Genomic DNA, 21569 nt, shown 5'->3' on the forward strand with positions numbered 1-21569 from the left:
AAATTGAAATCAATCCTTATTCGACGAAATCAACAGTAGAAGCTAACTTAAAAGATGGGTCACTAAACAATCCATACCAAATTTACGACCCAAAACTCATTCAATTGAACAAGGAAGTTTGACCATGTCCGAGCAAAACATTACCGATATCGAATCCGATCATATCGAACAGCAAACTGAAGCCGAAAACCCACCTTGCGCGCAAGCTGACAAATCCACGAATCCAACGCGCAAACCCAGGTCCATTATCGACAGGGCTAACAGCGCTCCCAGCCAGGGCGGGAACCACACAGGTGGAATAGACTCCCTGGGCGGCGGTCGCCTGCCTTGAGCATCTCCAACCCTGGAGATTGAGTCGCGCGCATCCGGATTGCAGTACCCACGTACTGCAATCCCTGGCAAGGCCAAGCCATTTGGGCGCAAGATCAATCGTCTATAGTCAATTGACCTGCATCATGATTTGTTACATTTGCTACACCATCCAGGTTTTTTCCCCAACGCGACCAAAGGTCGCACCCGCAGGCTAGAGCGACAGGCGTATCATTGCGCCACTGCAATACCCCTTTTTGACCGCGGTCGGCACGTATCGACCGAGGCATTTTTCCACTGCCGTGGGATGCAATGATGAGCAACCAGATTCCGGTACACGACGTCACGCCCCCCACCAGGAACGCCAACAACAGCGTCGACCTTTACGCCTCTCGAGAAAAAATCTACACCCGCGCCTTCACGGGGCTGTTCCGCAACCTGCGGATGGCTGGCGGTGCCGCGCTGTTCCTGCTGTATTTCGGTACGGTATGGATCAATTGGGGCGGACACCAGGCCGTCTGGTGGAACGTACCGGAACGCAAGTTCTTCATTTTCGGCGCCACCTTCTGGCCCCAGGACTTCATACTTCTGTCCGGCATGTTGATCATCGCCGCCTTCGGCCTGTTCTTCATCACCGTCTACGCCGGACGGGTCTGGTGCGGCTATACCTGCCCGCAAAGCGTATGGACGTGGATTTTCATGTGGTGCGAAAAGGTCACCGAAGGCGACCGCAACCAGCGCATCAAGCTCGACAAGGCGCCGATGAGTGCCAACAAATTCCTGCGCAAGTTCAGCAAACACAGTCTGTGGTTGTTGATCGGGTTCGTCACCGGCATGACCTTCGTAGGTTACTTCTCGCCGATCCGTGAACTGGTGATCGACTTCTTCACCGGCCAGGCCGATGGCTGGTCGTATTTCTGGGTCGGATTCTTCACCCTCGCCACCTACGGCAATGCCGGCTGGCTGCGCGAACAGGTGTGCATCTACATGTGTCCGTACGCACGCTTCCAGAGCGTGATGTTCGACAAGGACACCCTGATCGTTTCCTACGATCCTCGCCGTGGCGAAGGCCGTGGGCCGCGCAAGAAAGGCGTCGACTACAAGGCCCAGGGCCTGGGCGATTGCATCGACTGCACCATGTGCGTCCAGGTCTGCCCGACCGGCATCGATATCCGCGATGGCCTGCAAATCGAATGCATCGGCTGTGCCGCCTGCATTGATGCCTGCGACGCCATCATGGACAAGATGGACTACCCGCGCGGGCTGATCAGCTACACCACGGAGCACAACCTGTCCGGACAGAAAACCCATAAACTGCGCCCGCGCCTGATCGGCTATGCCCTGGTGCTGCTGGCGATGATCAGCTTGCTGGTGACCGCATTCTTCATGCGTTCGCTGGTGGGTTTCGACGTCAGCAAGGACCGCGTGTTGTATCGCGAGAACGCCGAAGGCCGGATCGAAAACGTCTACAGCCTGAAAATCATGAACAAGGACCAGCGCGATCACAGGTACGTGCTGGAAGCCACCGGCCTGCCGGATCTAAGGCTGCAGGGTCGACGCGAGATCAAGGTCGCGGCCGGCGAGATCGTCAGCCAGCCGGCGGAGCTGTCCGTCGCGCCGGAAAAACTGCCGTCGAGCACCAACGAGGTGAAATTCATCCTCAAGGATGCCGATGACGACAGTGTTCAAGTTGAAGCCAAGAGCCGGTTCATCGGCCCACAAATTCGTTGAGAGAATTGATCATGCCCGCAGCAAACGCCGCAAGCCCCTGGTACAAGCACCTCTGGCCGTGGATCATCATCGGGATCCTGGCCTGCTCGGTGGCCTTGACCTTGTCCATGGTGACCATTGCGGTGAAAAATCCGGACAACCTGGTCAACGACAACTATTACGAGGCAGGCAAAGGCATCAACCGCTCCCTGGACCGCGAACTGCTGGCCCAGACCCTGCAGATGCGCGCCAGCATTCACCTGGATGACGTCACCGGCGAAGTGGATTTGCGCCTGAGCGGCATCAGCCAGCCCAAGACCCTGGAACTGAACCTGATTTCGCCGACCCAGCCGGAGAAGGATCGCAAGATCACCCTGGCCCGCAGCGACAGCGAGCAGGGCCGCTACATTGGGCAACTGAGCGACAAGATCGAAGGTCGACGTTTTGTCGAATTGCTCGGCACCCAGGACGACCACATCTGGCGCATGTTCGAAGAAGAGCTGGTCAGCCATGACAAGGATCTGTTGCTGGGCGACGAGCCGTTGCAGGGCGCGGAAGACCTGAAGAAATAAAGCCGCGCTTCGCGCATCGCGAGCAAGCCCGCTCCCACAGTTGATCAATGTCGTGCAAAGATTTTGCATACGCCCATGATCCCTGTGGGAGCGGGCTTGGTCCGGGCGGCGTTCCGACGAAGAGGCCTTACTTGACGACAGAGATCCTGCGGCATTAATGAAAACCCCATGACCACCCCACTCCCCTGCTACCACTGCGCCCTGCCCGTCCCGTCCGGCAGCCGCTTCACCGCCGTCGTGCTCGGGGACACCCGCGAATTCTGCTGCCCGGGATGCCAGGCCGTGGCCCAAGCCATTGTCGCCGGTGGGCTGGAAAGCTATTACCAGCATCGCAGCGAAGCCTCGGCCAATCCCGAAGCGTTACCGGTGCAACTGGTGGACGAACTGGCGCTGTACGACCGCGCCGACGTGCAGCAACCCTTTGTCCGCCACGAAGGCGAACTGGCCGAAACCACGCTGCTGATGGAAGGCATCAGTTGCGCCGCCTGTGGCTGGTTGATCGAAAAACACTTGCGCGCCCTGCCGGCGGTGGCCGAGGCGCGCCTGAACCTGTCCAACCATCGCCTGCATGTGCGCTGGGCCGACGCGCAATTGCCCCTGAGCCAGGTGCTCAGCGAACTGCGTCACATCGGTTACGCCGCGCACCCCTACCAGGCCGACCGCGCCAGCGAACAACTGGCCAGGGAAAACCGCCTGGCCCTGCGTCAACTCGGCGTTGCCGGGTTGCTGTGGTTCCAGGCGATGATGGCGACCATGGCGACCTGGCCGGAATTCAACATCGACCTCAGCCCGGAACTGCACACCATCCTGCGCTGGGTCGCACTGTTTCTCACCACCCCGATCGTTTTCTACAGTTGCGCCCCCTTCTTCAAAGGCGCCATGCGTGATCTGCGTACCCGCCACCTGACCATGGATGTCTCGGTGTCGCTGGCCATCGGCAGCGCCTACATCGCCGGGATCTGGACCTCGATCACCGGGGTCGGCGAACTGTATTTCGACGCCGTCGGCATGTTTGCCCTGTTCCTGCTCGCCGGGCGCTATCTGGAGCGCCGGGCCCGGGAACGCACGGCCGCCGCCACCGCGCAGTTGGTCAATCTGTTGCCCGCCTCGTGCCTGCGCCTGGCGACCGATGGCCAGAGCGAACGCATTCTGCTCAGCGAACTGCGCGTAGGTGACCAGGTGCTGGTCCATCCGGGCGCCATTCTTCCCGCTGACGGCAAGATCCTCGACGGCCAGTCAAGCGTCGACGAATCGCTGCTGACGGGCGAATACCTGCCGCAACCGCGAACCCTCGGCGATGCCGTTACCGCTGGCACCCTCAATGTCGAAGGCGCACTGACGGTCGAGGTCCAGGCCCTCGGCCAGGACACCCGCCTCTCGGCGATCGTGCGCCTGCTCGATCGCGCACAGGCCGAAAAACCACGCCTGGCGGAAATTGCCGATCGCGCCGCGCAATGGTTCCTGTTGCTGTCGTTGGTCGCTGCCGCCGCCATCGGCCTGCTGTGGTGGCAGCTCGACCCGTCCCGGGCCTTCTGGATAGTGCTGGCGATGCTCGTGGCGACCTGCCCCTGTGCCTTGTCCCTGGCCACTCCGACCGCCCTGACTGCAGCGACCGGCACCCTGCACAAACTCGGCCTGCTGCTGACCCGCGGCCATGTGCTGGAAGGCTTGAACCAGATCGACACGGTGATTTTCGACAAGACCGGCACTCTCACCGAAGGTCGCCTGGCATTACGTTCGATTCGCCCTCTCGGTGCGCTGGACAGCGATCAATGCCTGAGCCTCGCCGCCGCCCTGGAAAACCGCTCCGAACACCCGATCGCCCGAGCCTTCGGACGCGCGCCTCAGGCCGCCGACGAGGTTCACAGCACCCCGGGCCTTGGCCTCGAAGGCGTGGTCGGCTTGCAACGCCTGCGTATTGGCCAGCCCGGTTTTGTCTGCCAGCTCAGTGGCGCCGAAATACCCGTTATGCCTGATGAACCCGGGCAATGGCTGCTGCTCGGCGACAGTCAGGGACCGCTGGCCTGGCTGGTGCTCGACGACCGCTTGCGCGCTGATGCACCGGCGCTGCTGGCGGCTTGCAAGGCCCGAGGCTGGCGGACGCTGTTGCTGTCCGGCGACAGCTCGCCGATGGTCGCCAGTGTCGCCGCGCAACTGGGCATCGATGAAGCACAGGGCGGCTTGCGCCCTGACGATAAGCTGCAGGTCCTGCAACAACTGCATAAAGAAGGTCGCAAAGTGCTGATGCTGGGGGACGGAGTCAACGATGTGCCAGTCCTGGCCGCCGCCGACATCAGTGTCGCCATGGGTTCGGCCACCGACCTGGCGAAAACCAGCGCCGACGCCGTGCTGCTGTCCAATCGACTCGACGCACTGGTGCAGGCCTTCAGCCTGGCGCGCCGCACCCGTCGGGTGATTATCGAGAACCTGCTGTGGGCTGCGCTGTACAATGGCCTCATGTTGCCGTTCGCCGCGCTCGGCTGGATCACCCCGGTGTGGGCTGCTGTCGGCATGTCCATCAGTTCGTTGACCGTGGTGTTGAACGCCCTGCGCCTGACCCGCCTGCCCGGCGCGCCGGATGCCCACGCCACGCCAGAAACCCGCCCGCTGCCGGCCTGAGCCGCGCGAGCATGGAGTCCAGATGCCAGCTCTCTACGTGATGATCCCGGCCGCCCTGCTGCTCGTAGCCATCGCCGTCTACATTTTCTTCTGGGCGGTGGACAGCGGCCAGTACGACGACCTTGACGGCCCGGCCCACAGCATCCTCTTCGACGATCAGGACCCGAAGCACACCGCTGCCGTCGACGAGGCCAGCGGCCATCCGGCCAAACCGGACGACAAGGCGCCACCCCATGCTTGAACTGGCGCCACTGCTGGTGTCTGCGGTAATTCTCGGCCTGCTCGGCGGCGGGCATTGCCTGGGTATGTGTGGCGGCCTGATGGGCGCGTTGACCCTGGCGATTCCCAAGGAACAGCGCAGCCGCCGCTTTCGCCTGTTGCTGGCCTACAACCTGGGGCGAATCCTCAGTTATGCCTGCGCCGGATTGCTCATCGGCCTGGCCGGCTGGGCGGTGGCCAACAGCCCGGCGGCGTTGATAATGCGCGTGCTCGCCGGCCTGCTGCTGATCGCCATGGGCCTGTACCTGGCCGGCTGGTGGAGCGGCCTGACCCGCATCGAAAGCCTCGGTCGCGGCCTGTGGCGACATATCCAGCCCGTGGCGAACAAACTGCTGCCGGTGTCGAGCGTACCCCGTGCGTTATTGCTGGGCGCTCTCTGGGGCTGGCTGCCTTGCGGCCTGGTTTACAGCACATTGCTGTGGTCAGCCAGCCAGGGCAATGCCCTGGACAGCGCATTGTTGATGCTCGCCTTCGGGCTGGGTACCTGGCCGGTGTTGCTCGCCACCGGCCTGGCCGCCGAACGCGTCACGGCGCTGTTGCGCAAACGCAGCGTGCGCATGGCCGGCGGGTTGCTGGTGATGCTGTTCGGCATCTGGACCTTGCCGGGGCCGCATCAGCATTGGTTGATGGGGCATTAAAGGGCAAGATCTTTTGACGTTTAGACTTTGATGCAAGTCAAGATGCCCAACCGCTCCGCCCACTAGACTAGCCGAAAAATGCCAGTCCACCCGGGGGGAACGCCCGCATGATGCTCGACGCCATTCGTTGGGACACCGATCTGATCCACCGCTATGACCTTGCGGGACCGCGCTACACCTCCTACCCGACCGCCATGCAATTCAACCCTCAGGTGGGCAGCTTCGACCTGTTCCATGCGCTGCGTGAGAGCCGCAAGGCCCAGCGACCTCTGTCGCTGTACGTACACGTGCCGTTTTGCGCGAACATCTGCTACTACTGCGGCTGCAACAAAGTCATCACCAAGGACCGCGGCCGTGCGGCCCCCTATTTGCAGCGCCTGGAGCAGGAAATCCAGCTGATCGCCCGCCATCTGGACCCCACGCAAAAAGTCGAGCAACTGCATTTCGGTGGTGGCACTCCGACCTTTCTCAGCCACGACGAACTGCGCCAGCTGATGACGCATCTGCGCAAACACTTCAACCTGCTCGATGACGACTCTGGCGACTACGGCATCGAAATCGACCCTCGCGAGGCCGATTGGTCGACCATGGGCCTGCTGCGCGAGTTGGGCTTCAATCGGGTCAGTATCGGCCTGCAAGACCTTGACCCCGCCGTACAGCGCGCGGTCAATCGCATGCAAAGCCTGGAAGAAACCCGTGCGGTGATCGACGCAGCCCGCACCCTGCAGTTTCGCTCGATCAACATTGACCTGATCTACGGCCTGCCGAAACAGACGCCGGAGAATTTCGCCCGCACCGTCGAAGAAGTCATCAGCCTGCAACCGGATCGCCTGTCGGTATTCAATTACGCGCACCTGCCGGAGCGCTTCATGCCACAACGACGGATCAACGTCGCCGAACTGCCAAGCCCGACACAGAAACTGGAGATCCTGCAACGCACCATCGAACAGCTGACCGCTGCCGGTTACCGCTACATCGGCATGGACCACTTCGCCCTGCCCGACGATGAACTGGCGATCGCCCAGGAGGAGTCAACCCTGCAACGCAACTTCCAGGGTTACACCACCCATGGTCATTGCGACTTGATCGGCCTGGGCGTATCGGCCATCAGTCAGATCGGCGACCTTTACTGCCAGAACAGCAGCGACCTGAGCGAGTACCAGAACGCACTCGCTTCATCGCAGCTGGCAACCAGCCGCGGCCTGCTGTGCGACGCCGACGATCGCCTGCGGCGCGCGGTCATCCAGCAATTGATCTGCCAATTCAGCCTGGAATTCAGCGAGATCGAGCAGGTGTTCAACATCGATTTTCAAGGCTACTTCGGCGAGCTCTGGCCGCAACTGCAGGACATGGCCAACGACGGGCTGATCGAACTCGATAGCGACCGAATCACAGTATTGCCTGCCGGGCGACTGTTGGTGCGCTCAGTGTGTATGGTCTTCGATGCATACCTTGCACAACACGGCTATCAGCGGTTTTCACGAGTCATCTAGACTGGCGTGACAAAACCGCCACAGGCTGGCCTCAATGTCCTTGGGTGGGTTACCCTTACACCTAATGTGTGATTTCCCACAAGGATTGAAGAAATGTCCGAGCCAGTCAAACTGCGCACCCACACTCAGGCACACTGCAAGGACTGCAGCCTCGCGCCTCTCTGCCTGCCACTTTCGCTGAATCTGGAAGACATGGATGCGCTGGACGACATTGTCAAACGGGGCCGCCCGCTGAAAAAGGGCGAGTTTCTGTTCCGCCAGGGCGATACCTTTGATTCCGTCTACGCGGTACGCTCCGGCGCCCTGAAAACGTTCAGCCTCAGTGATTCCGGCGAAGAGCAGCTCACCGGTTTCCATCTGCCAAGCGAATTGGTCGGCCTGTCAGGCATGGACACCGAAAAGCATCCGGTATCGGCACAAGCCCTGGAGACGACCTCGGTCTGTGAAATTCCGTTCGAACGCCTCGATGAACTGGCCATGCAACTGCCACAACTGCGTCGCCAATTGATGCGTGTGATGAGCCGCGAGATCCGTGACGACCAGCAGATGATGCTGCTGCTGTCGAAAAAGACCGCCGACGAGCGCATCGCCACTTTCCTCGTTAATCTCTCGGCGCGCTTTCGTGCCCGGGGCTTTTCTGCCAATCAGTTCCGCCTGAGTATGTCGCGCAACGAAATCGGCAACTACCTGGGCCTGGCCGTGGAGACCGTTTCCCGCGTCTTTACGCGCTTCCAGCAGAACGAATTGATCGCCGCCGAAGGCAAGGAGATCCACATCCTTGATCCTATCGAGCTCTGCGCCCTGGCCGGTGGCTCGGTGGATAGCTGATACAAATCATTGCGGCTGAGCGAAACGGTTCAGCCGCCGTTATACTGCGCCGTTTGCAGCCCTGCCAGGACTCTTCGATAATGGTCTTCGACTCTTTCGACATCAAATCCCTTATCCGCCCGGTCATCGACTTTCCGAAACCAGGCGTGATCTTCCGCGACATTACCCCGCTGTTCCAGTCGCCAACGGCCCTGCGCCTGGTGATGGACAGTTTCGCCCACCGTTACGTCGAGGCCGACTTCACCCACATCGGCGCCATGGATGCCCGCGGCTTCCTGATCGGCTCGGTGCTGGCTTATCAGCTGAACAAGCCGTTGGTGCTGTTCCGCAAGCAAGGAAAGCTGCCGGCCGACGTACTCGCCGAGGGCTATGCCACCGAGTACGGCGAAGCGTTCCTTGAAGTGCACGCCGACAGCCTCTGTGAAGGCGACTCGGTGGTGATGTTCGATGACCTGATCGCCACCGGTGGCACCCTGATTGCGGCGGCAAACCTGATCCGTCGCATGGGCGCACGGGTGCACGAGGCAGCGGCGATTATCGATCTGCCGGAGCTGGGCGGGTCCCAGCGCCTGGAAGACATGGGCATCCCGACTTTCTGCCTGACGCAGTTTGCGTTGAGCGATAAGTAAGCGGCGCCTGGACTGCCCTCTTCGCGAGCAAGCCCGCTCCCACAGGTTCTCTGGTGTACATCAGTAGTGTGAACGACCAAGCCCCTGTGGGAGCGGGCTTGCTCGCGAAGCGGGCAGTACAGACACCACACCTACAAGATCAATCAAAGCCCCATCTGCTTGCTGATGATCTCGTTCATCACTTCCCGCGTCCCGCCGCCAATCGACAGGATCCGGTTATCCCGATACAGCCGCTCCACCAGACTCTCGCGCATATACCCTGAACCACCGAGGATCTGCACCGCATCGGTAACGATCCGGTCCGCCGTGTCCGTGGCAAAATTCTTGGCCATGGATATTTCCTTGATGACACTCTGCCCCACCGCCATTTTCGCCGCCTGGCGATAGGTGAACTCCCGGGACACTTCCAGGGCCGTAGCCATCTCGGCGAGGCGATGCTTGATCACCTGGAACTTGCCAATCGGTTTGCCAAAGGCTTCGCGTTGACGCGCCCATTTCAGGCTTTCCTCAAGCGCAAGCTGCGCGGTCATGTTGGCCATCAGCGCCAGGGCCAGTCGCTCGCTCTGGAAGTTACCCATGATGCAGGCGAAGCCCATGTTCTCACCGCCGATCAAATTGCCTGCTGGCACCCTGCAATCGTCGAAGAACAGCTCAGCGGTGTCCGACGCCCACCAGCCCATTTTCTTCAACTGGCGGCCCACAGTGAAACCTGGCGTACCCTTCTCGATCAGTAACAGACTGATGCCGCCAAAACCTGGAGCCCCGGTGCGCACCGCAACTGTGTAGAAGTCGGCACGCACGCCGCTGGTGATAAAGGTTTTGCTGCCACTGACGCGGTAGCAATCGCCGTCACGCACGGCGCGGGTTTGCAGATTGGCGACGTCGGAGCCACCACCGGGTTCGGTTACGGCCAAGGCACTGACTTTCTCCCCGGCCAGCACCTGCGGCACCACTCGGTCGCGAACTTCAGGTCGGGCCCATTTGAGTATCGGCGGCAGGCCGATATCCAGCGAACCGAGCCCCGCCACCAGGCCGCCAGAGCCACAGCGCATCAACTCTTCGCTGGCGGCGATCTTGGCGAACAGATCGCCTTCATGGCTCCCACCCAGGACCTCGGGGTAGCCGATGCCGAGTATTCCCGCCGCGCCGGCCTTGAGGTAGAGATCACGGGGAAAGCTTTCGGCTTCTTCCCACTGGTCGATGTCAGGAAGAATCTCGCGCTCGACGAAACGTCTGACGCTGTCACGGACCAATTGGTGGCTGGGGTCGAAGTATTCCTGCAAGGCAGACATCGGCGAACTCCACTGAAGGGTTCAGTGAAGTTAACCGAGCGCTTGCTTGGTTTTCAACTGGATTTGTGTGAAACAGCGCAACCGAGTCGCCTGCATCGCTAGCAAGCCAGCCCCTACAGTAACTCTGGCAGTTCATGCTAGTACGAACACCAAAGAACCTGTGGGAGCTGGCCTGCCAGCGATCGCGTCGGCCGGGCCAACACCAATTACAGAGTGATCGGCTTACGCCCGGCAAACGAATGCGCCAGCGTCCCGCCATCCACCAGCTCCAGTTCACCGCCCAGCGGCACGCCATGGGCGATACGCGAAGCGATCAGGCCTTTGCTGCTCAGCAGTTGGGCAATGTAGTGCGCCGTAGCCTCGCCTTCCACCGTCGGATTGGTCGCGAGAATGACTTCGGCAAAGGTGCCAGCCTCTTCGATGCGCGCCATCAACTGCGGGATTCCGATAGCCTCCGGCCCCAGCCCGTCGAGTGGTGACAAGTGACCCTTGAGCACGAAGTAACGACCACGGAAACCTGTCTGCTCCACCGCATATACATCCATCGGCCCTTCCACCACACACAGTAAAGTGTCGTCACGCCGGGTGTCGGCACATTGCGGGCACAGGTCGTCTTCGGTCAGCGTGCGGCACAAGCGACAGTGCCCGACCCCTTCCATGGCCTGGCTGAGGGCCAGCGCCAGCCGCGAGCCGCCGCTGCGATCACGTTCGAGCAACTGCAACGCCATGCGCTGGGCGGTTTTCTGACCCACCCCCGGCAACGTTCGCAGGGCATCGATCAGTTGGCGAATCAAAGGGCTGAAGCTCATGGTGAAAAAGTCCGACAAAACAACGAGACGCGGTTTATACCCGCGCCTCTGATTTGCGTCAAATTACTGCGTTGAATATCAATCCCGGCAGACTCGCACCACCAGCTTGCCGAAGTTGCGCCCTTCCAGCAGGCCAATGAACGCTTCGGGCGCCTGCTCCAGCCCATCGACCACGTCCTCGCGGAACTTCACCTTGCCATCGCGCACCCACGATGCCATGGCGCTGAGGAATTCCGGCTGGCGATCGCCGTAGTCATCGAACACGATAAAACCCTGGATACGCACGCGCTTGGTCAGCAGCGTGCGCTGCAACAGGGGCAAACGGTCCGGTCCGCTCGGTGCTTCATGGGCATTGTAGGAAGCAATCAGGCCGCACAGCGGAATCCGCGCCTTGGCATTGAGCAGCGGCACCACCGCATCGAAGACCTTGCCGCCAACGTTTTCATAGTAGATGTCGATTCCGTTACCGCAGGCCTTGGCCAGCTCATCGGCAAAGTCCGGGCTCTTGTGGTCGACACAGGCATCAAAGCCCAGCTCTTCGACGACATAACGGCACTTGTCCGCACCACCGGCGACGCCAACCACGCGCAGGCCCTTGATCTTCGCCACCTGGCCGACCACCGAGCCCACGGCGCCGGATGCGGCCGCGACGACCAGGGTCTCGCCGGACTTGGGCTGACCGATGTCCATCAGGCCCATATAGGCAGTCATGCCCGGCATGCCGAGCACGCCCAAAGCCATCGATGGACTGGGCAATCCCGAAGGCACCGGGATGATGCTGCGCCCGTCGCTGATGCTATGGCTTTGCCAGCCTGTGGCACCGACCACCAGATCACCTTCCTGGAACTTGGGATTGAGCGAGCGCTCGACCCGGCTGACGGCGCCACCGGTCATCACTTCGCCGATTTCCACTGGCGCTGCGTAGGACGGCGCGTCACTCATGCGACCACGCATGTAGGGATCCAGAGACAGGTAGACGGTCTTGAGCAGCACCTGACCGTCAGTCAGGTCCGGCAGTGCCACCCGCTCCAGACGGAAGTTCTCCGGCGTCGGCGCACCTGTCGGGCGCGAGGCCAGGACAATGCGTTGATTGAGGGTCATGGGGTCGGACATGGTGGCGTCTCCTTTGATCGATGGGATTCGGTGATATAGGGAGCAGACCTTTGTAAGGGTATCGCGTTCGATGTTTCTGGAGTAAGACCGGGGAGACTTCTTCGCGAGCAAGCCCGCTCCCACAGGGATCACCGCAACCCTCCAACAGCCGGAAACAAAAATGCCAGGCGCGATGCCTGGCATTTTTTGTATCTCATCTGTCGCCTGAAGGCGAATCAGAATGGCAGTTTCATGCCCGGTGGCAATTGCATGCCGGCGGTCATGCTGCCCATTTTTTCCTGGCTGTTGGCTTCGATCTTGCGCACGGCGTCGTTGACGGCGGCGGCTACGACTGCTTCGAGCATTTCCTTGTCGTCTTCGCTCAGGCCTTCGACCAGGCTCGGGTCGATGCTCACGCTCTTGACGTCGTGACGACCGGTCATGACCACGGTGACCATATCGCCACCGGCTTTACCGGTGACTTCGGCGTTGGCCAGTTCTTCCTGCATCTTGGCCATTTTTTCCTGCATCTGCTGCGCCTGCTTCATCAGGCCGGCCATGCCACCTTTCATCATGGGAATCACCTCAAAAGTACTTGGATCAAAACAGCGCCCGGCCGATCGGCCGAGCGCTTTCAGTTATTAGCCCTGAGTGACCAGAGCGTCGACAGGTTCAATAGTATCGTTACGGATCACCGCACCGAACTGCTGCATCATTTGCTGGATGAACGGATCACCGTGGATCGATTCTTCCGCCTCGCGCTGACGGTCGGCGCGCCGGCGCGAAGCCGCCTGTGCCGGGGTTTCCTGCTCGGGCTTGATCAGCTCGATGCTCAGGGTCAGCGTGCGTTGATGATACTGGTTCAATGCTTCGTTAAGACGGCGCTGCTGGGTCGCGTTGAACAAGGCGCTGTGGGCCGGGTCCAGGTGCATCAGCCAATTGTCGCCATCCACCGCGATCAGCGTGCAGTTGGCGGCAATGCTGCCGGTCATGCCGGAAATCGGCAGTTTCGGGAACAGCTCCAGCCATTGCAGGGCCAGGCCGGTGGCCGGCATCGCGGCGGGCTCAGGCTCGGGCTCCGGCGCAGGGTCAGCGGCATGCTCGCTGGCCAACTCGTCAAGGTAACTGTAGGCCGAATCCATGTCCGGCTCGATGTAGTCTTCGTCCAGCGGGGGCTCGTCATCCAGATCCATGCCTGGCGTGGCGGCGTCGACCTGGGCGACCGTTGGCTCAGGAATTGGCGTGGCGGCCCACTCCGGCGCATCCGGCACCACGCTGTCCGGCGTCGGTAACGGCATAGGCGGCAACTCGGGCTGCTCGCTCGCGGTTTCCAGAACCGGTTCGACCGCTGGCTGCTGAACGGGGGCAGGCTCGACCGGGTCGTTCCACGGCAGGTCGATAACTTCCTCGACCACGACCGCTTCAACCACGGGCTCGGGCACCACGACCGGTGCAGGTGCAGGTGCAGGTGCAGCAGGTTCAGGCACGGCAGCCGTTGCCACCACTGGTTCAACGGGCGCAGCCGCCACCGGTTCGACCGCCGCGGCGACTACCGGCGCAGTCACCTGCGCGGCAGCCACGGATTTGGCGGAATCAACTGTGGCCTGGCTGATCCCCACTGGCTTTAGTGGCTGTCTCGGGGCATCTGCGGTGTCTGCCGGGCGGAAGGCCAGCATCCGCAGCAGGACCATTTCGAAGCCACCTCGCGGATCCGGTGCCAGTGGCAGGTCGCGACGACCGATCAGGCCCATCTGGTAGTAGAACTGCACGTCTTCGGCCGGCAGAGCCTGGGCCAGGGCCAGCACCCGGTCGCGGTCGCCGTGACCGTTGTCGACGCCTTCGGGCAGGGCCTGGGCGATGGCGACACGATGCAATACGTTGAGAATTTCCGACAGCACGCCATTCCAGTCCGGACCTTGTTCAGCCAGGTGACGCACCGCTTCAAGCAAAGCCTTGGCATCACCTTCGATCAGCGCATGCAGGACGTCATAGACCTGACCGTGATCGAGAGTCCCGAGCATCGCCCGCACATCGGTGGCCATGACCTTGCCTTCCCCGAAGGCAATCGCCTGGTCGGTCAGACTCATGGCATCGCGCATCGAACCATCGGCAGCGCGGCCGAGCAGCCACAGCGCGTCGTCTTCAAATGGCACGTTCTCGACCCCGAGGACGTGGGTCAGATGCTCGACCACACGCTCCGGCGTCATGTTCTTCAAGGAGAACTGCAGGCACCGCGAGAGAATCGTTGCAGGAAGTTTCTGCGGATCTGTAGTGGCCAGAATGAACTTGACGTAGGGTGGCGGCTCTTCGAGCGTTTTGAGCAGTGCATTGAACGAATGACTGGAGAGCATGTGCACTTCGTCGATCAGGTAGACCTTGAATCGACCACGGCTCGGGGCGTATTGCACGTTATCGAGCAACTCGCGGGTGTCTTCGACCTTGGTGCGGCTCGCGGCGTCGATCTCGATCAGGTCGACAAAGCGCCCCTCATCGATCTCCCGGCACACCGAGCACTCGCCGCAGGGCGTGGAAGTGATACCTGTCTCACAGTTCAGGCATTTGGCAATGATCCGCGCAATGGTAGTCTTGCCGACCCCGCGGGTCCCGGTAAACAGGTACGCGTGGTGCAGTCGCTGGCTGTCCAAGGCATTGATCAGAGCCTTGAGCACATGGGTCTGGCCGACCATTTCGCGGAACGAGCGCGGACGCCATTTACGTGCAAGAACCTGATAACTCATCGAAAACCGTCGCAACGAAAGAAGCAGAAGCGGCTAATGCTAGCGGAGCAAGGCACAAATTGCATCCGGTGCGCTCCTCAATTCTGGCTAAGCTTCACTTTGCGGACATTTAACGGGGTGTTTATGCGGCTGGTGCTGGGGGCAATGCTGTTAATCAGCCTGGACGGCATGGCCGCGGACGCACCCTTGCGTTTCGTGGTGCCCGATAGCTGGGCCATGCCCATGATGCAGTTTGAACAAGATCGCCCGACCCAGGGCATCCTGCATGACCTGATGCTCAGCCTCGCGACCCAGGTCGGCTTGCCTGCCGAATTCCACGTACTGCCTCGCGGCCGGATACAAACCGCCATGGAGCATGGCGAAGTCGATGTGCGCTGCTACGTTGTGCAAACATGGCTGACCGACCAGCCAGGCGATTACAGCTGGAGCATCCCGCTCTTCACTCAGCCCGACCTGCTCGTCTCCCGACAAGCTTCGACTGCCCCGATAAACCCGGCGGACTTGTCGGCACAACCCATTGGCACCGTACTACGTTACAGCTACCCGACCCTGCAACCACTGTTCGACGCCAAGCGCCTGGAGCGTGACGACGCGCGCAATCAGCAGTTGGTGCTGGACAAGCTTTTGGCCGGACGCAATCGCTATGCCGTCAGCAATCAATGGAGCCTGGACTGGTTCAATCAGCGCCTGTTGCCGCAACAGCAGTTAAAAGCCGTGGCAGAACTGCAGGAGTTGAAACTGGGCTGTTATGTGCGCAACGACCCAAAATTGCCCGTGCAGCGCATTCTGGGCACACTGATGCGGATGAAGAAGTCCGGAGAGATTGACGACATTGTCCGGCTCTATATCGGTGGCGAGCCAAAGACCGCACCGTAACCCTTGTGAGCTAGCGTCGATTTTCAGAGCGTCACGGCGGCGGCACGAAGAGCCGTTGTCCAAGCCTTGCGATCTGAACCCTCAAGCCGCCATCAGGTTATTCATTCGTCGCCATCGTCAGCGTCAGCGTCAGCGCCATCTTCATCTTCATCTTCATCTTCATCTACCGGTGTGATAACTCCGCTGCCGCCATGGACAAACGACCGACAACCTTCGTTGAAGGATTGAGAGGCGTCGCTGCAGGATTCCTCATCGTCAACCCCTTCTTCTTTGGCCCAGTCATACCCTTCCTGATGCCCTGAGCAGTCATCTGTACATTTGTAGGTATCAAACTTATCAGCGAAAGCAATTGAGCTACCCTGCATCGATACAAGCAACGCAACTGCATAAAATATCTTCATCGTTAATCTCGTAATGCAGTGTAAAAACCAGTAAAGCACCTCAACACGAAAGCCGCTGGATATGGCTCGATGCCGAATAGCCGGGGGCTTGCCGCATAGATCGCAGGAGATATTTATAGAGGGAGACTGCCAGCGTCGCAACTGGTCACAGTGCCTTTTCGACTCGGGACAAAGTTGCAGTGCATTGCTTACAGTTTCGTAGAATGCCATGCCCCCGGACATACCAATATGTCGTCATCAGTGTGCGAGCATGGTTTGAGCGCGGACAATACTGAGTGCCAGCACAATGCACCATTCAGGCGTACATGAACGCTGTCGTACTTCGAAGAATTTTTTTACTGAGAAATCCTTGTAGAACCAAGGACTGGAGATAGGTGGTAACCCCACCAGCCACACCCCGGCACACAATGTTCCCGCTGTGGCTGCTGCCTTCCGGCTCTGACCAGGTTCACGGGTAATCGTTGCGGGGGGACCGATGGGGTCACCATAACGACGCTCACCTGTCGGCGAGCCGCGCCATTGTACCTATCTGAGACGAAGTTACAACTGTTCGGACGGATTAAAAAAAATGAGGCGCTTCAAGGACATGCGCAGAAGTGGAAAGATCGTCCGAACGCGGCCCGCACGACGGCTGCGCCTACAGATCCTGCAGCACCTCGTCCGCCCTGCCGCCCTCCTGCTGGATCACCAGGTGGATGAAGTGCAGCTTGGCGATCACCGCCGGCGGCAGCACGAATGGATAGAAATCCGGCTGCCCCATGCTGCGGGACAGTTCGTTGAGCATTCCGGCCAGTTCGATCCATGCGTTGACGAACGCCAGAAATGCCGCGCCCCCGGGGTGTTGCGGGTCGTAAAGGGTGCCAGGCGCAAACGGCTGGAAGTCGAGATCCAGCTCCCTGGCACTCATGCCGAATCCCAGTGCCGTGTCCACCGCGTCCATCATGTGCAGGTAGTGCGCCCAGGTTTCCGCCCAGTCTTCCCATGGGTGCATGGTGGCGTAGGCGCTGACGTAATGCTGTGGCCAGTCCGGCGGTGCGCCCTGCTGATAATGCCGCTCGAGCGCATCGGTGTAGCTCGTACGCTCGTCGCCGAACAGCCCGCGAAACGCCTCCAGCCAATAGCTGCCTCCGATCAGCCGATCCCAGTAGTAATGCCCGACCTCGTGACGAAAATGCCCGAGCAGCGTGCGATAGGGCTCGTGCATCTGCACCCGCACCTGTTCGCGGTGAACGTCGTCGGCTTCGTTGATATCAAGGGTGATCAGGCCGTTGGCATGCCCGGTGGTGGGCGGTTTGCCGTCGAGGTCGACGCCGATAAAATCGAACGCCAGCCCGGCCGTTTCGTCCACGGTTTTCGGGATGACCTGCAGGCCCAGGCTGATCAGTTGCGCGACCAGCCGTCGTTTCGCGGTTTCGACCTTGCACCAGCGTTCGTGATTTTGCGCGATCGTCAGGTCGGGAATGGTGCGGTTCAGGCTGCAGGCGATGCACAGCAGGTCGCGACCGGTGTCCGGGAGCAACCAATTGCACGCAGCGGGCGAATCGAGGTTGGCACAGCGGCGGAACAAGCCCGCTTCGGGGTCGGCATCAAGTAACCAGTTGTCCGGCTGAACGCCGGGCTGCAGCGAGGATAGACGGCCGAGCTGTGGCTGATAGCCCAGGGCGGCCGAACAGGCCAGGCACTGACTGTTGCGGAAAAACAGCGACTGCCCGCAACGACAGGGCCAGACCTTGCTGTTGCGCGAATTTTGCGCCGTGAAGGGGGCGCTGATTCGCGAAGTCAGCTGTTCGAAAAAACGGTGCATGGCGATCTCTCCCTGGGGCTTGCCAAGACTAGATCATTGCGGTGAGCGGATCGTTCCCACGCTTTTTTGTGGGAATACTGCCTCGGACGCCCCGCGACCGCTGTGACGCGTTCCCACGCGAGCGTGGGAACGATCAATTACACAGAAATGCCGTGGGTCTGCAGAAAACCGACAAACGCTTCTTCGTCCAGCACTTTCAATCCCAGCTCATTGGCCTTGGTCAGCTTCGACCCGGCACCGGGACCGGCAACCACGCAGTGAGTCTTGGCCGACACCGAGCCTGCGACCTTGGCTCCCAGGCTTTCGAGTTTGTCCTTGGCGACATCGCGGCTCATCAACTCCAGCGAGCCGGTCAGGACCCAGGTCTGCCCGGCCAGCGGTAAACCTTCGACGACTTTCTTTTCGCTTTGCCAGTGCATGCCGAAAGCGGCCAGCTGCTGCTCGGCGGCCTGCGCCAATCGGCGATTCTCTTCGACTGCAAAGAACTCTCGAACCGAATTGGCCTGCTTCTCCGGCAGCGCCTGGCGCATGTCCAGCCAGTCCGCGTCGATTACCCCTTGCAGGGAGCCGAACCTGTCGGCCAGTTTCTGTGCCCCGCCCGGCCCTACCGAGGGAATGTGCAACTTGTCGAGAAAACCACCCAGGGTGGTGCTGGCGGCGAACTCGGCGCCCAGCTCGCCCTGATCCTGAATCTGCAAACCATGTTTGAGCAGGTCGGCGATCACTTGCTGGTTGTGGGCATCCTCGAAGAAGCTGTGGATCTCGTGAGCAACTTCCAGACCGACATCCGGCAAGTACGTCAGCACTTGAGGCAAGGCTTGCTGCACTCGCTCCAGCGAGCCCAGCGAGCGCGCCAGGACCTTGGCCGTTTCTTCGCCGACGTCGGGAATCCCGAGGGCGTAGATGAATCGAGCCAGACCTGGCTTCTTGCTGTCTTCAATGGCGCCCAGCAGCTTGTTGCTCGATACCTCGGCGAAACCCTCCAGGTCGACAATGTCGTCGAACTTCAGGGCATACAGATCAGCGGGCGAACTCACCAGACCTTCATCCACGAGCTGCTCGACGCTCTTGTCGCCCAGGCCTTCGATGTCCATGGCACGGCGGGACACGAAGTGAATGATTGCCTGTTTGAGTTGCGCACCACAGGCCAGCCGACCGACACAGCGGTACACCGCACCTTCGCTGACGGTCTCGCGGCCTTTGCTGCGCTTGACCAGTTGCGTGCGTTCGACATGGGAGCCGCACACCGGGCACTGCTCGGGAATCTGCACCGGTCGCGCATTCTCCGGGCGGCGCTCGGTGACCACTTGCACCACTTGCGGGATCACGTCGCCGGCGCGGCGGATGATCACCGTGTCGCCGATCATCAGACCCAGGCGCGCCACTTCATCCATGTTGTGCAGCGTGGCGTTGGCCACGGTGACGCCCGCGACCTTGACCGGTTTCAGACGCGCCACTGGCGTGACAGCGCCGGTGCGGCCGACCTGGAATTCCACATCGAGCAGCTCGGTGAGTTCTTCCATGGCCGGGAATTTATGCGCGATGGCCCAACGCGGTTCGCGGGCACGAAAACCCAACTCACGCTGCGAGGCAATGCTGTTGACCTTGAACACCACGCCATCGATTTCATAGGGCAATGCATTGCGGCGTTCGCCGATATCGCGGTAGTAGTCCAGGCACTCGTCGATGCCGTGCGCCAGCTTCAGTTCATGGCTGATGGGCATGCCCCAGTCTTTCAGCTGCTGCAGATTACCGATGTGCGTATCGGCGATATCCGCGGATACCTGGCCGATGCCGTAGCAGCAGAATTCCAGCGGGCGGTTGGCGGTGATCTTCGAATCCAGCTGGCGCAAGCTCCCCGCCGCCGCGTTGCGCGGGTTGGCGAAAGTCTTGCCGCCGACTTCCAGTTGCGTGGCGTTGAGCCGCTCGAAACCAGACTTGGACATGAATACTTCACCGCGCACTTCAAGGGTCGCCGGCCAGCCGGTGCCCTGCAGCTTGAGCGGGATATTGCGTACGGTGCGCACGTTGACGCTGATGTCTTCACCCGTGGTGCCGTCGCCACGTGTCGCGCCGCGTACCAGCACGCCATCCTGATACAACAGGCTGACCGCCAGGCCGTCGAGCTTCGGTTCGCAGCTGTACTCCACCGCAGCGCCGCCACCGAACAGATCACCGGCCGGCAGATCCAGACCTTCGGTCACCCGGCGATCGAACTCGCGCATGTCGGTTTCTTCGAAGGCGTTGCCAAGGCTGAGCATCGGTACTTCGTGACGCACCTGGGTGAACGCCGACAACGCCGCACTGCCCACTCGCTGGGTCGGCGAATCGCTGGTGACCAGCTCCGGATTGGCCGCTTCAAGGGCTTTGAGCTCATGGAACAAGCGATCGTACTCGGCGTCCGGGATGCTCGGTTCGTCGAGGACGTGGTAGCGATAGTTGTGCTGATTCAGCTCAGCTCGCAATTCTAGAATGCGGTTTTTCGCGGCGGTCATGGGTGTTCTCTCTTAAAGCAAAAGAGCAGCCGAGGCTGCTCTAATCTTATCTGCGATCTCTTGCCTTTATCGTTTCTGGGTCAAGGCGCGGCGTTCGAACTCGACGATGCGCTGACGGTAATGCTCGATCGTCTGGGCGGTCAGTACGCTGCGCTGGTCGTCCTTCAGTTCGCCGTTCAGCTCCTGGGACAGTTTGCGCGCCGCTGCCACCATCACATCGAAGGCTTGCTTGGGATGACGCGGGCCGGGCAGACCGAGGAAGAAGCTCACCGCCGGCGTGCTGAAGTGGTCGATGTCGTCCAGATCGAATACGCCAGGCTTGACCGCGTTGGCCATGGAGAACAGCACTTCGCCGTTACCTGCCATGCTTTCGTGGCGATGGAAGATGTCCATTTCGCCAAAGCGCAGACCGCTTTCCAGAATGTTCTGCAACAATGCCGGGCCCTTGAAGCCGGCGGCGTCACGGCAGATCACACTGATCACCAGCACTTCTTCGGCTTGCGCCTGGTCTTTTTCGCTGGCCGAACCACCCACCTTGGTGTCATCCGGGAAATCGTCGTCACGGCTGCTGAAGCTCGGGCCGCCGTCCAGGTCCAGGCTGAGGTTCATGTCGCCCTGGGAAGGCTCGCCGTGCCCACGCTTGCCACGCTTGGAACCCGACTCGCGAGGTTCACGGGCCGGCATGCTCACCGACGGCAGATCCTGCTCGTCGAACTGCGGCTCTTTATGCGTATCCAGCACGCGCGGCGGGCCCAACAGCTCGGCGCTGGTGTCCTCGTCGGGCAGATTGGACAGATTTCGATCCAGGCGGAATTTCAGTTTTCCCTTGCCACCGCGCATGCGGCGCCAGCCATCGAAAAGAATACCGGCAATGACAATGATGCCGATGACGATCAGCCACTCGCGCAGACCGATTTCCATGTAATCCCGTGCCTCTATAAAAAATGCTGAAAAATAAGGGGTTTACAACCTGTAAACCGCTTTA

The 21569-nt window shown here is 60.7% G+C and carries 19 protein-coding genes and 1 other RNA gene; 10 read left to right on the plus strand and 10 right to left on the minus strand.

Annotated elements, in window-relative coordinates; translation table 11 throughout:
- Positions 1 to 124 precede the first annotated feature (124 nt).
- The 9 genes from KW839_RS12390 to KW839_RS12430 all read left to right on the plus strand — a co-directional run bounded on the left by KW839_RS12390 (position 125) and on the right by KW839_RS12430 (position 9077).
- The gene (locus tag KW839_RS12390) at positions 125 to 331 is read left to right on the plus strand and encodes a hypothetical protein (RefSeq protein WP_218424502.1); all 207 of its coding nucleotides are present in this window, start codon (positions 125 to 127) and stop codon (positions 329 to 331) included.
- 293 nt (positions 332 to 624) lie between these two features.
- Positions 625 to 2040, plus strand: coding sequence for a cytochrome c oxidase accessory protein CcoG (gene ccoG, locus KW839_RS12395; RefSeq protein WP_218424503.1), 1416 nt, complete (start codon positions 625 to 627; stop codon positions 2038 to 2040).
- Between the two features lie 11 nt (positions 2041 to 2051).
- Positions 2052 to 2591, plus strand: coding sequence for a FixH family protein (locus KW839_RS12400; protein WP_060539776.1), 540 nt, complete (start codon positions 2052 to 2054; stop codon positions 2589 to 2591).
- A 168-nt stretch (positions 2592 to 2759) separates the two neighbouring features.
- Entirely contained in the window at positions 2760 to 5210 is a 2451-nt protein-coding gene (locus KW839_RS12405) for a heavy metal translocating P-type ATPase (protein WP_218424504.1), read from the plus strand.
- Positions 5211 to 5232: 22 nt separating this feature from the next.
- The gene (ccoS, locus tag KW839_RS12410) at positions 5233 to 5451 is read left to right on the plus strand and encodes a cbb3-type cytochrome oxidase assembly protein CcoS (RefSeq protein WP_060539778.1); all 219 of its coding nucleotides are present in this window, start codon (positions 5233 to 5235) and stop codon (positions 5449 to 5451) included.
- Positions 5444 to 6127, plus strand: coding sequence for a sulfite exporter TauE/SafE family protein (locus tag KW839_RS12415; RefSeq protein ID WP_060539779.1), 684 nt, complete (start codon positions 5444 to 5446; stop codon positions 6125 to 6127). Before ccoS ends, KW839_RS12415 begins: the two co-directional genes overlap by 8 nt.
- Positions 6128 to 6237: 110 nt before the next feature.
- On the plus strand, positions 6238 to 7620 hold the full coding sequence (hemN, locus tag KW839_RS12420) for an oxygen-independent coproporphyrinogen III oxidase (protein WP_060539912.1): 1383 nt from the start codon (positions 6238 to 6240) through the stop codon (positions 7618 to 7620).
- A 93-nt stretch (positions 7621 to 7713) separates the two neighbouring features.
- Complete coding sequence (gene fnr, locus KW839_RS12425; RefSeq protein ID WP_218424505.1) at positions 7714 to 8448, plus strand: fumarate/nitrate reduction transcriptional regulator Fnr; 735 nt, start codon at positions 7714 to 7716, stop codon at positions 8446 to 8448.
- An 80-nt stretch (positions 8449 to 8528) separates the two neighbouring features.
- Positions 8529 to 9077, plus strand: a complete 549-nt coding sequence (locus KW839_RS12430; protein WP_008057870.1) for an adenine phosphoribosyltransferase — start codon at positions 8529 to 8531, stop codon at positions 9075 to 9077.
- A 143-nt stretch (positions 9078 to 9220) separates the two neighbouring features.
- Here the strand turns inward: KW839_RS12430 and KW839_RS12435 are convergent, their stop codons facing one another.
- The 5 genes from KW839_RS12435 to dnaX all read right to left on the minus strand — a co-directional run bounded on the left by KW839_RS12435 (position 9221) and on the right by dnaX (position 15008).
- Positions 9221 to 10369 (minus strand): acyl-CoA dehydrogenase family protein, encoded by a 1149-nt coding sequence (locus tag KW839_RS12435; RefSeq protein WP_218424506.1) that lies wholly within the window; start codon positions 10367 to 10369, stop codon positions 9221 to 9223.
- 206 nt (positions 10370 to 10575) lie between these two features.
- Positions 10576 to 11178 (minus strand): recombination mediator RecR, encoded by a 603-nt coding sequence (recR, locus tag KW839_RS12440; RefSeq protein WP_218424507.1) that lies wholly within the window; start codon positions 11176 to 11178, stop codon positions 10576 to 10578.
- Positions 11179 to 11256: 78 nt separating this feature from the next.
- Positions 11257 to 12291 (minus strand): NADP-dependent oxidoreductase, encoded by a 1035-nt coding sequence (locus KW839_RS12445; protein ID WP_218424508.1) that lies wholly within the window; start codon positions 12289 to 12291, stop codon positions 11257 to 11259.
- Between the two features lie 215 nt (positions 12292 to 12506).
- Positions 12507 to 12845 carry a YbaB/EbfC family nucleoid-associated protein gene (locus tag KW839_RS12450; RefSeq protein ID WP_060539784.1) on the minus strand — a complete coding sequence of 113 codons (339 nt, stop codon included), beginning with the start codon at positions 12843 to 12845 and terminating at the stop codon, positions 12507 to 12509.
- A gap of 66 nt (positions 12846 to 12911) precedes the next feature.
- The gene (gene dnaX / locus KW839_RS12455; RefSeq protein WP_218424509.1) at positions 12912 to 15008 is read right to left on the minus strand and encodes a DNA polymerase III subunit gamma/tau; all 2097 of its coding nucleotides are present in this window, start codon (positions 15006 to 15008) and stop codon (positions 12912 to 12914) included.
- Positions 15009 to 15131: 123 nt separating this feature from the next.
- On the opposite strand from dnaX, the gene KW839_RS12460 reads away from it, so the two are divergent.
- Entirely contained in the window at positions 15132 to 15884 is a 753-nt protein-coding gene (locus KW839_RS12460; RefSeq protein WP_218424510.1) for an ABC transporter substrate-binding protein, read from the plus strand.
- A 101-nt stretch (positions 15885 to 15985) separates the two neighbouring features.
- Here KW839_RS12460 and KW839_RS12465 read toward each other — a convergent pair whose 3' ends face one another.
- The 5 genes from KW839_RS12465 to zipA form a co-directional block, all read right to left on the minus strand.
- Entirely contained in the window at positions 15986 to 16285 is a 300-nt protein-coding gene (locus tag KW839_RS12465) for a hypothetical protein (RefSeq protein WP_256352634.1), read from the minus strand.
- A 381-nt stretch (positions 16286 to 16666) separates the two neighbouring features.
- Positions 16667 to 16763, minus strand: an RNA gene (gene ffs, locus KW839_RS12470) — signal recognition particle sRNA small type.
- A 159-nt stretch (positions 16764 to 16922) separates the two neighbouring features.
- Positions 16923 to 18089, minus strand: coding sequence for a putative zinc-binding metallopeptidase (locus tag KW839_RS12475; RefSeq protein WP_218424511.1), 1167 nt, complete (start codon positions 18087 to 18089; stop codon positions 16923 to 16925).
- 137 nt (positions 18090 to 18226) lie between these two features.
- Entirely contained in the window at positions 18227 to 20584 is a 2358-nt protein-coding gene (ligA, locus tag KW839_RS12480; RefSeq protein ID WP_218424512.1) for an NAD-dependent DNA ligase LigA, read from the minus strand.
- 66 nt (positions 20585 to 20650) lie between these two features.
- A complete protein-coding gene (gene zipA / locus KW839_RS12485) occupies positions 20651 to 21505 on the minus strand; it encodes a cell division protein ZipA (protein WP_218424513.1) in 855 nt (284 codons plus the stop codon).
- Positions 21506 to 21569 lie beyond the last annotated feature (64 nt).

It is taken from the genome of Pseudomonas sp. PDM31 (assembly GCF_019218965.1).
In the GTDB taxonomy this organism is placed as follows: domain Bacteria; phylum Pseudomonadota; class Gammaproteobacteria; order Pseudomonadales; family Pseudomonadaceae; genus Aquipseudomonas.

Excerpts from the sequence above, each read along its gene's own strand:
- KW839_RS12390 (WP_218424502.1), top strand. The coding sequence starts at position 125 with ATGTCCGAGCAAAACATTACCGATATCGAATCCGATCATATCGAACAG.
- ccoG (WP_218424503.1), top strand. The coding sequence starts at position 625 with ATGAGCAACCAGATTCCGGTACACGACGTCACGCCCCCCACCAGGAAC.
- KW839_RS12400 (WP_060539776.1), top strand. The coding sequence starts at position 2,052 with ATGCCCGCAGCAAACGCCGCAAGCCCCTGGTACAAGCACCTCTGGCCG.
- KW839_RS12405 (WP_218424504.1), top strand. The coding sequence starts at position 2,760 with ATGACCACCCCACTCCCCTGCTACCACTGCGCCCTGCCCGTCCCGTCC.
- ccoS (WP_060539778.1), top strand. The coding sequence starts at position 5,233 with ATGCCAGCTCTCTACGTGATGATCCCGGCCGCCCTGCTGCTCGTAGCC.
- KW839_RS12415 (WP_060539779.1), top strand. The coding sequence starts at position 5,444 with ATGCTTGAACTGGCGCCACTGCTGGTGTCTGCGGTAATTCTCGGCCTG.
- hemN (WP_060539912.1), top strand. The coding sequence starts at position 6,238 with ATGCTCGACGCCATTCGTTGGGACACCGATCTGATCCACCGCTATGAC.
- fnr (WP_218424505.1), top strand. The coding sequence starts at position 7,714 with ATGTCCGAGCCAGTCAAACTGCGCACCCACACTCAGGCACACTGCAAG.
- KW839_RS12430 (WP_008057870.1), top strand. The coding sequence starts at position 8,529 with ATGGTCTTCGACTCTTTCGACATCAAATCCCTTATCCGCCCGGTCATC.
- KW839_RS12435 (WP_218424506.1), bottom strand. The coding sequence starts at position 10,369 with ATGTCTGCCTTGCAGGAATACTTCGACCCCAGCCACCAATTGGTCCGT.
- recR (WP_218424507.1), bottom strand. The coding sequence starts at position 11,178 with ATGAGCTTCAGCCCTTTGATTCGCCAACTGATCGATGCCCTGCGAACG.
- KW839_RS12445 (WP_218424508.1), bottom strand. The coding sequence starts at position 12,291 with ATGTCCGACCCCATGACCCTCAATCAACGCATTGTCCTGGCCTCGCGC.
- KW839_RS12450 (WP_060539784.1), bottom strand. The coding sequence starts at position 12,845 with ATGATGAAAGGTGGCATGGCCGGCCTGATGAAGCAGGCGCAGCAGATG.
- dnaX (WP_218424509.1), bottom strand. The coding sequence starts at position 15,008 with ATGAGTTATCAGGTTCTTGCACGTAAATGGCGTCCGCGCTCGTTCCGC.
- KW839_RS12460 (WP_218424510.1), top strand. The coding sequence starts at position 15,132 with ATGCGGCTGGTGCTGGGGGCAATGCTGTTAATCAGCCTGGACGGCATG.
- KW839_RS12465 (WP_256352634.1), bottom strand. The coding sequence starts at position 16,285 with ATGAAGATATTTTATGCAGTTGCGTTGCTTGTATCGATGCAGGGTAGC.
- KW839_RS12475 (WP_218424511.1), bottom strand. The coding sequence starts at position 18,089 with ATGCACCGTTTTTTCGAACAGCTGACTTCGCGAATCAGCGCCCCCTTC.
- ligA (WP_218424512.1), bottom strand. The coding sequence starts at position 20,584 with ATGACCGCCGCGAAAAACCGCATTCTAGAATTGCGAGCTGAGCTGAAT.
- zipA (WP_218424513.1), bottom strand. The coding sequence starts at position 21,505 with ATGGAAATCGGTCTGCGCGAGTGGCTGATCGTCATCGGCATCATTGTC.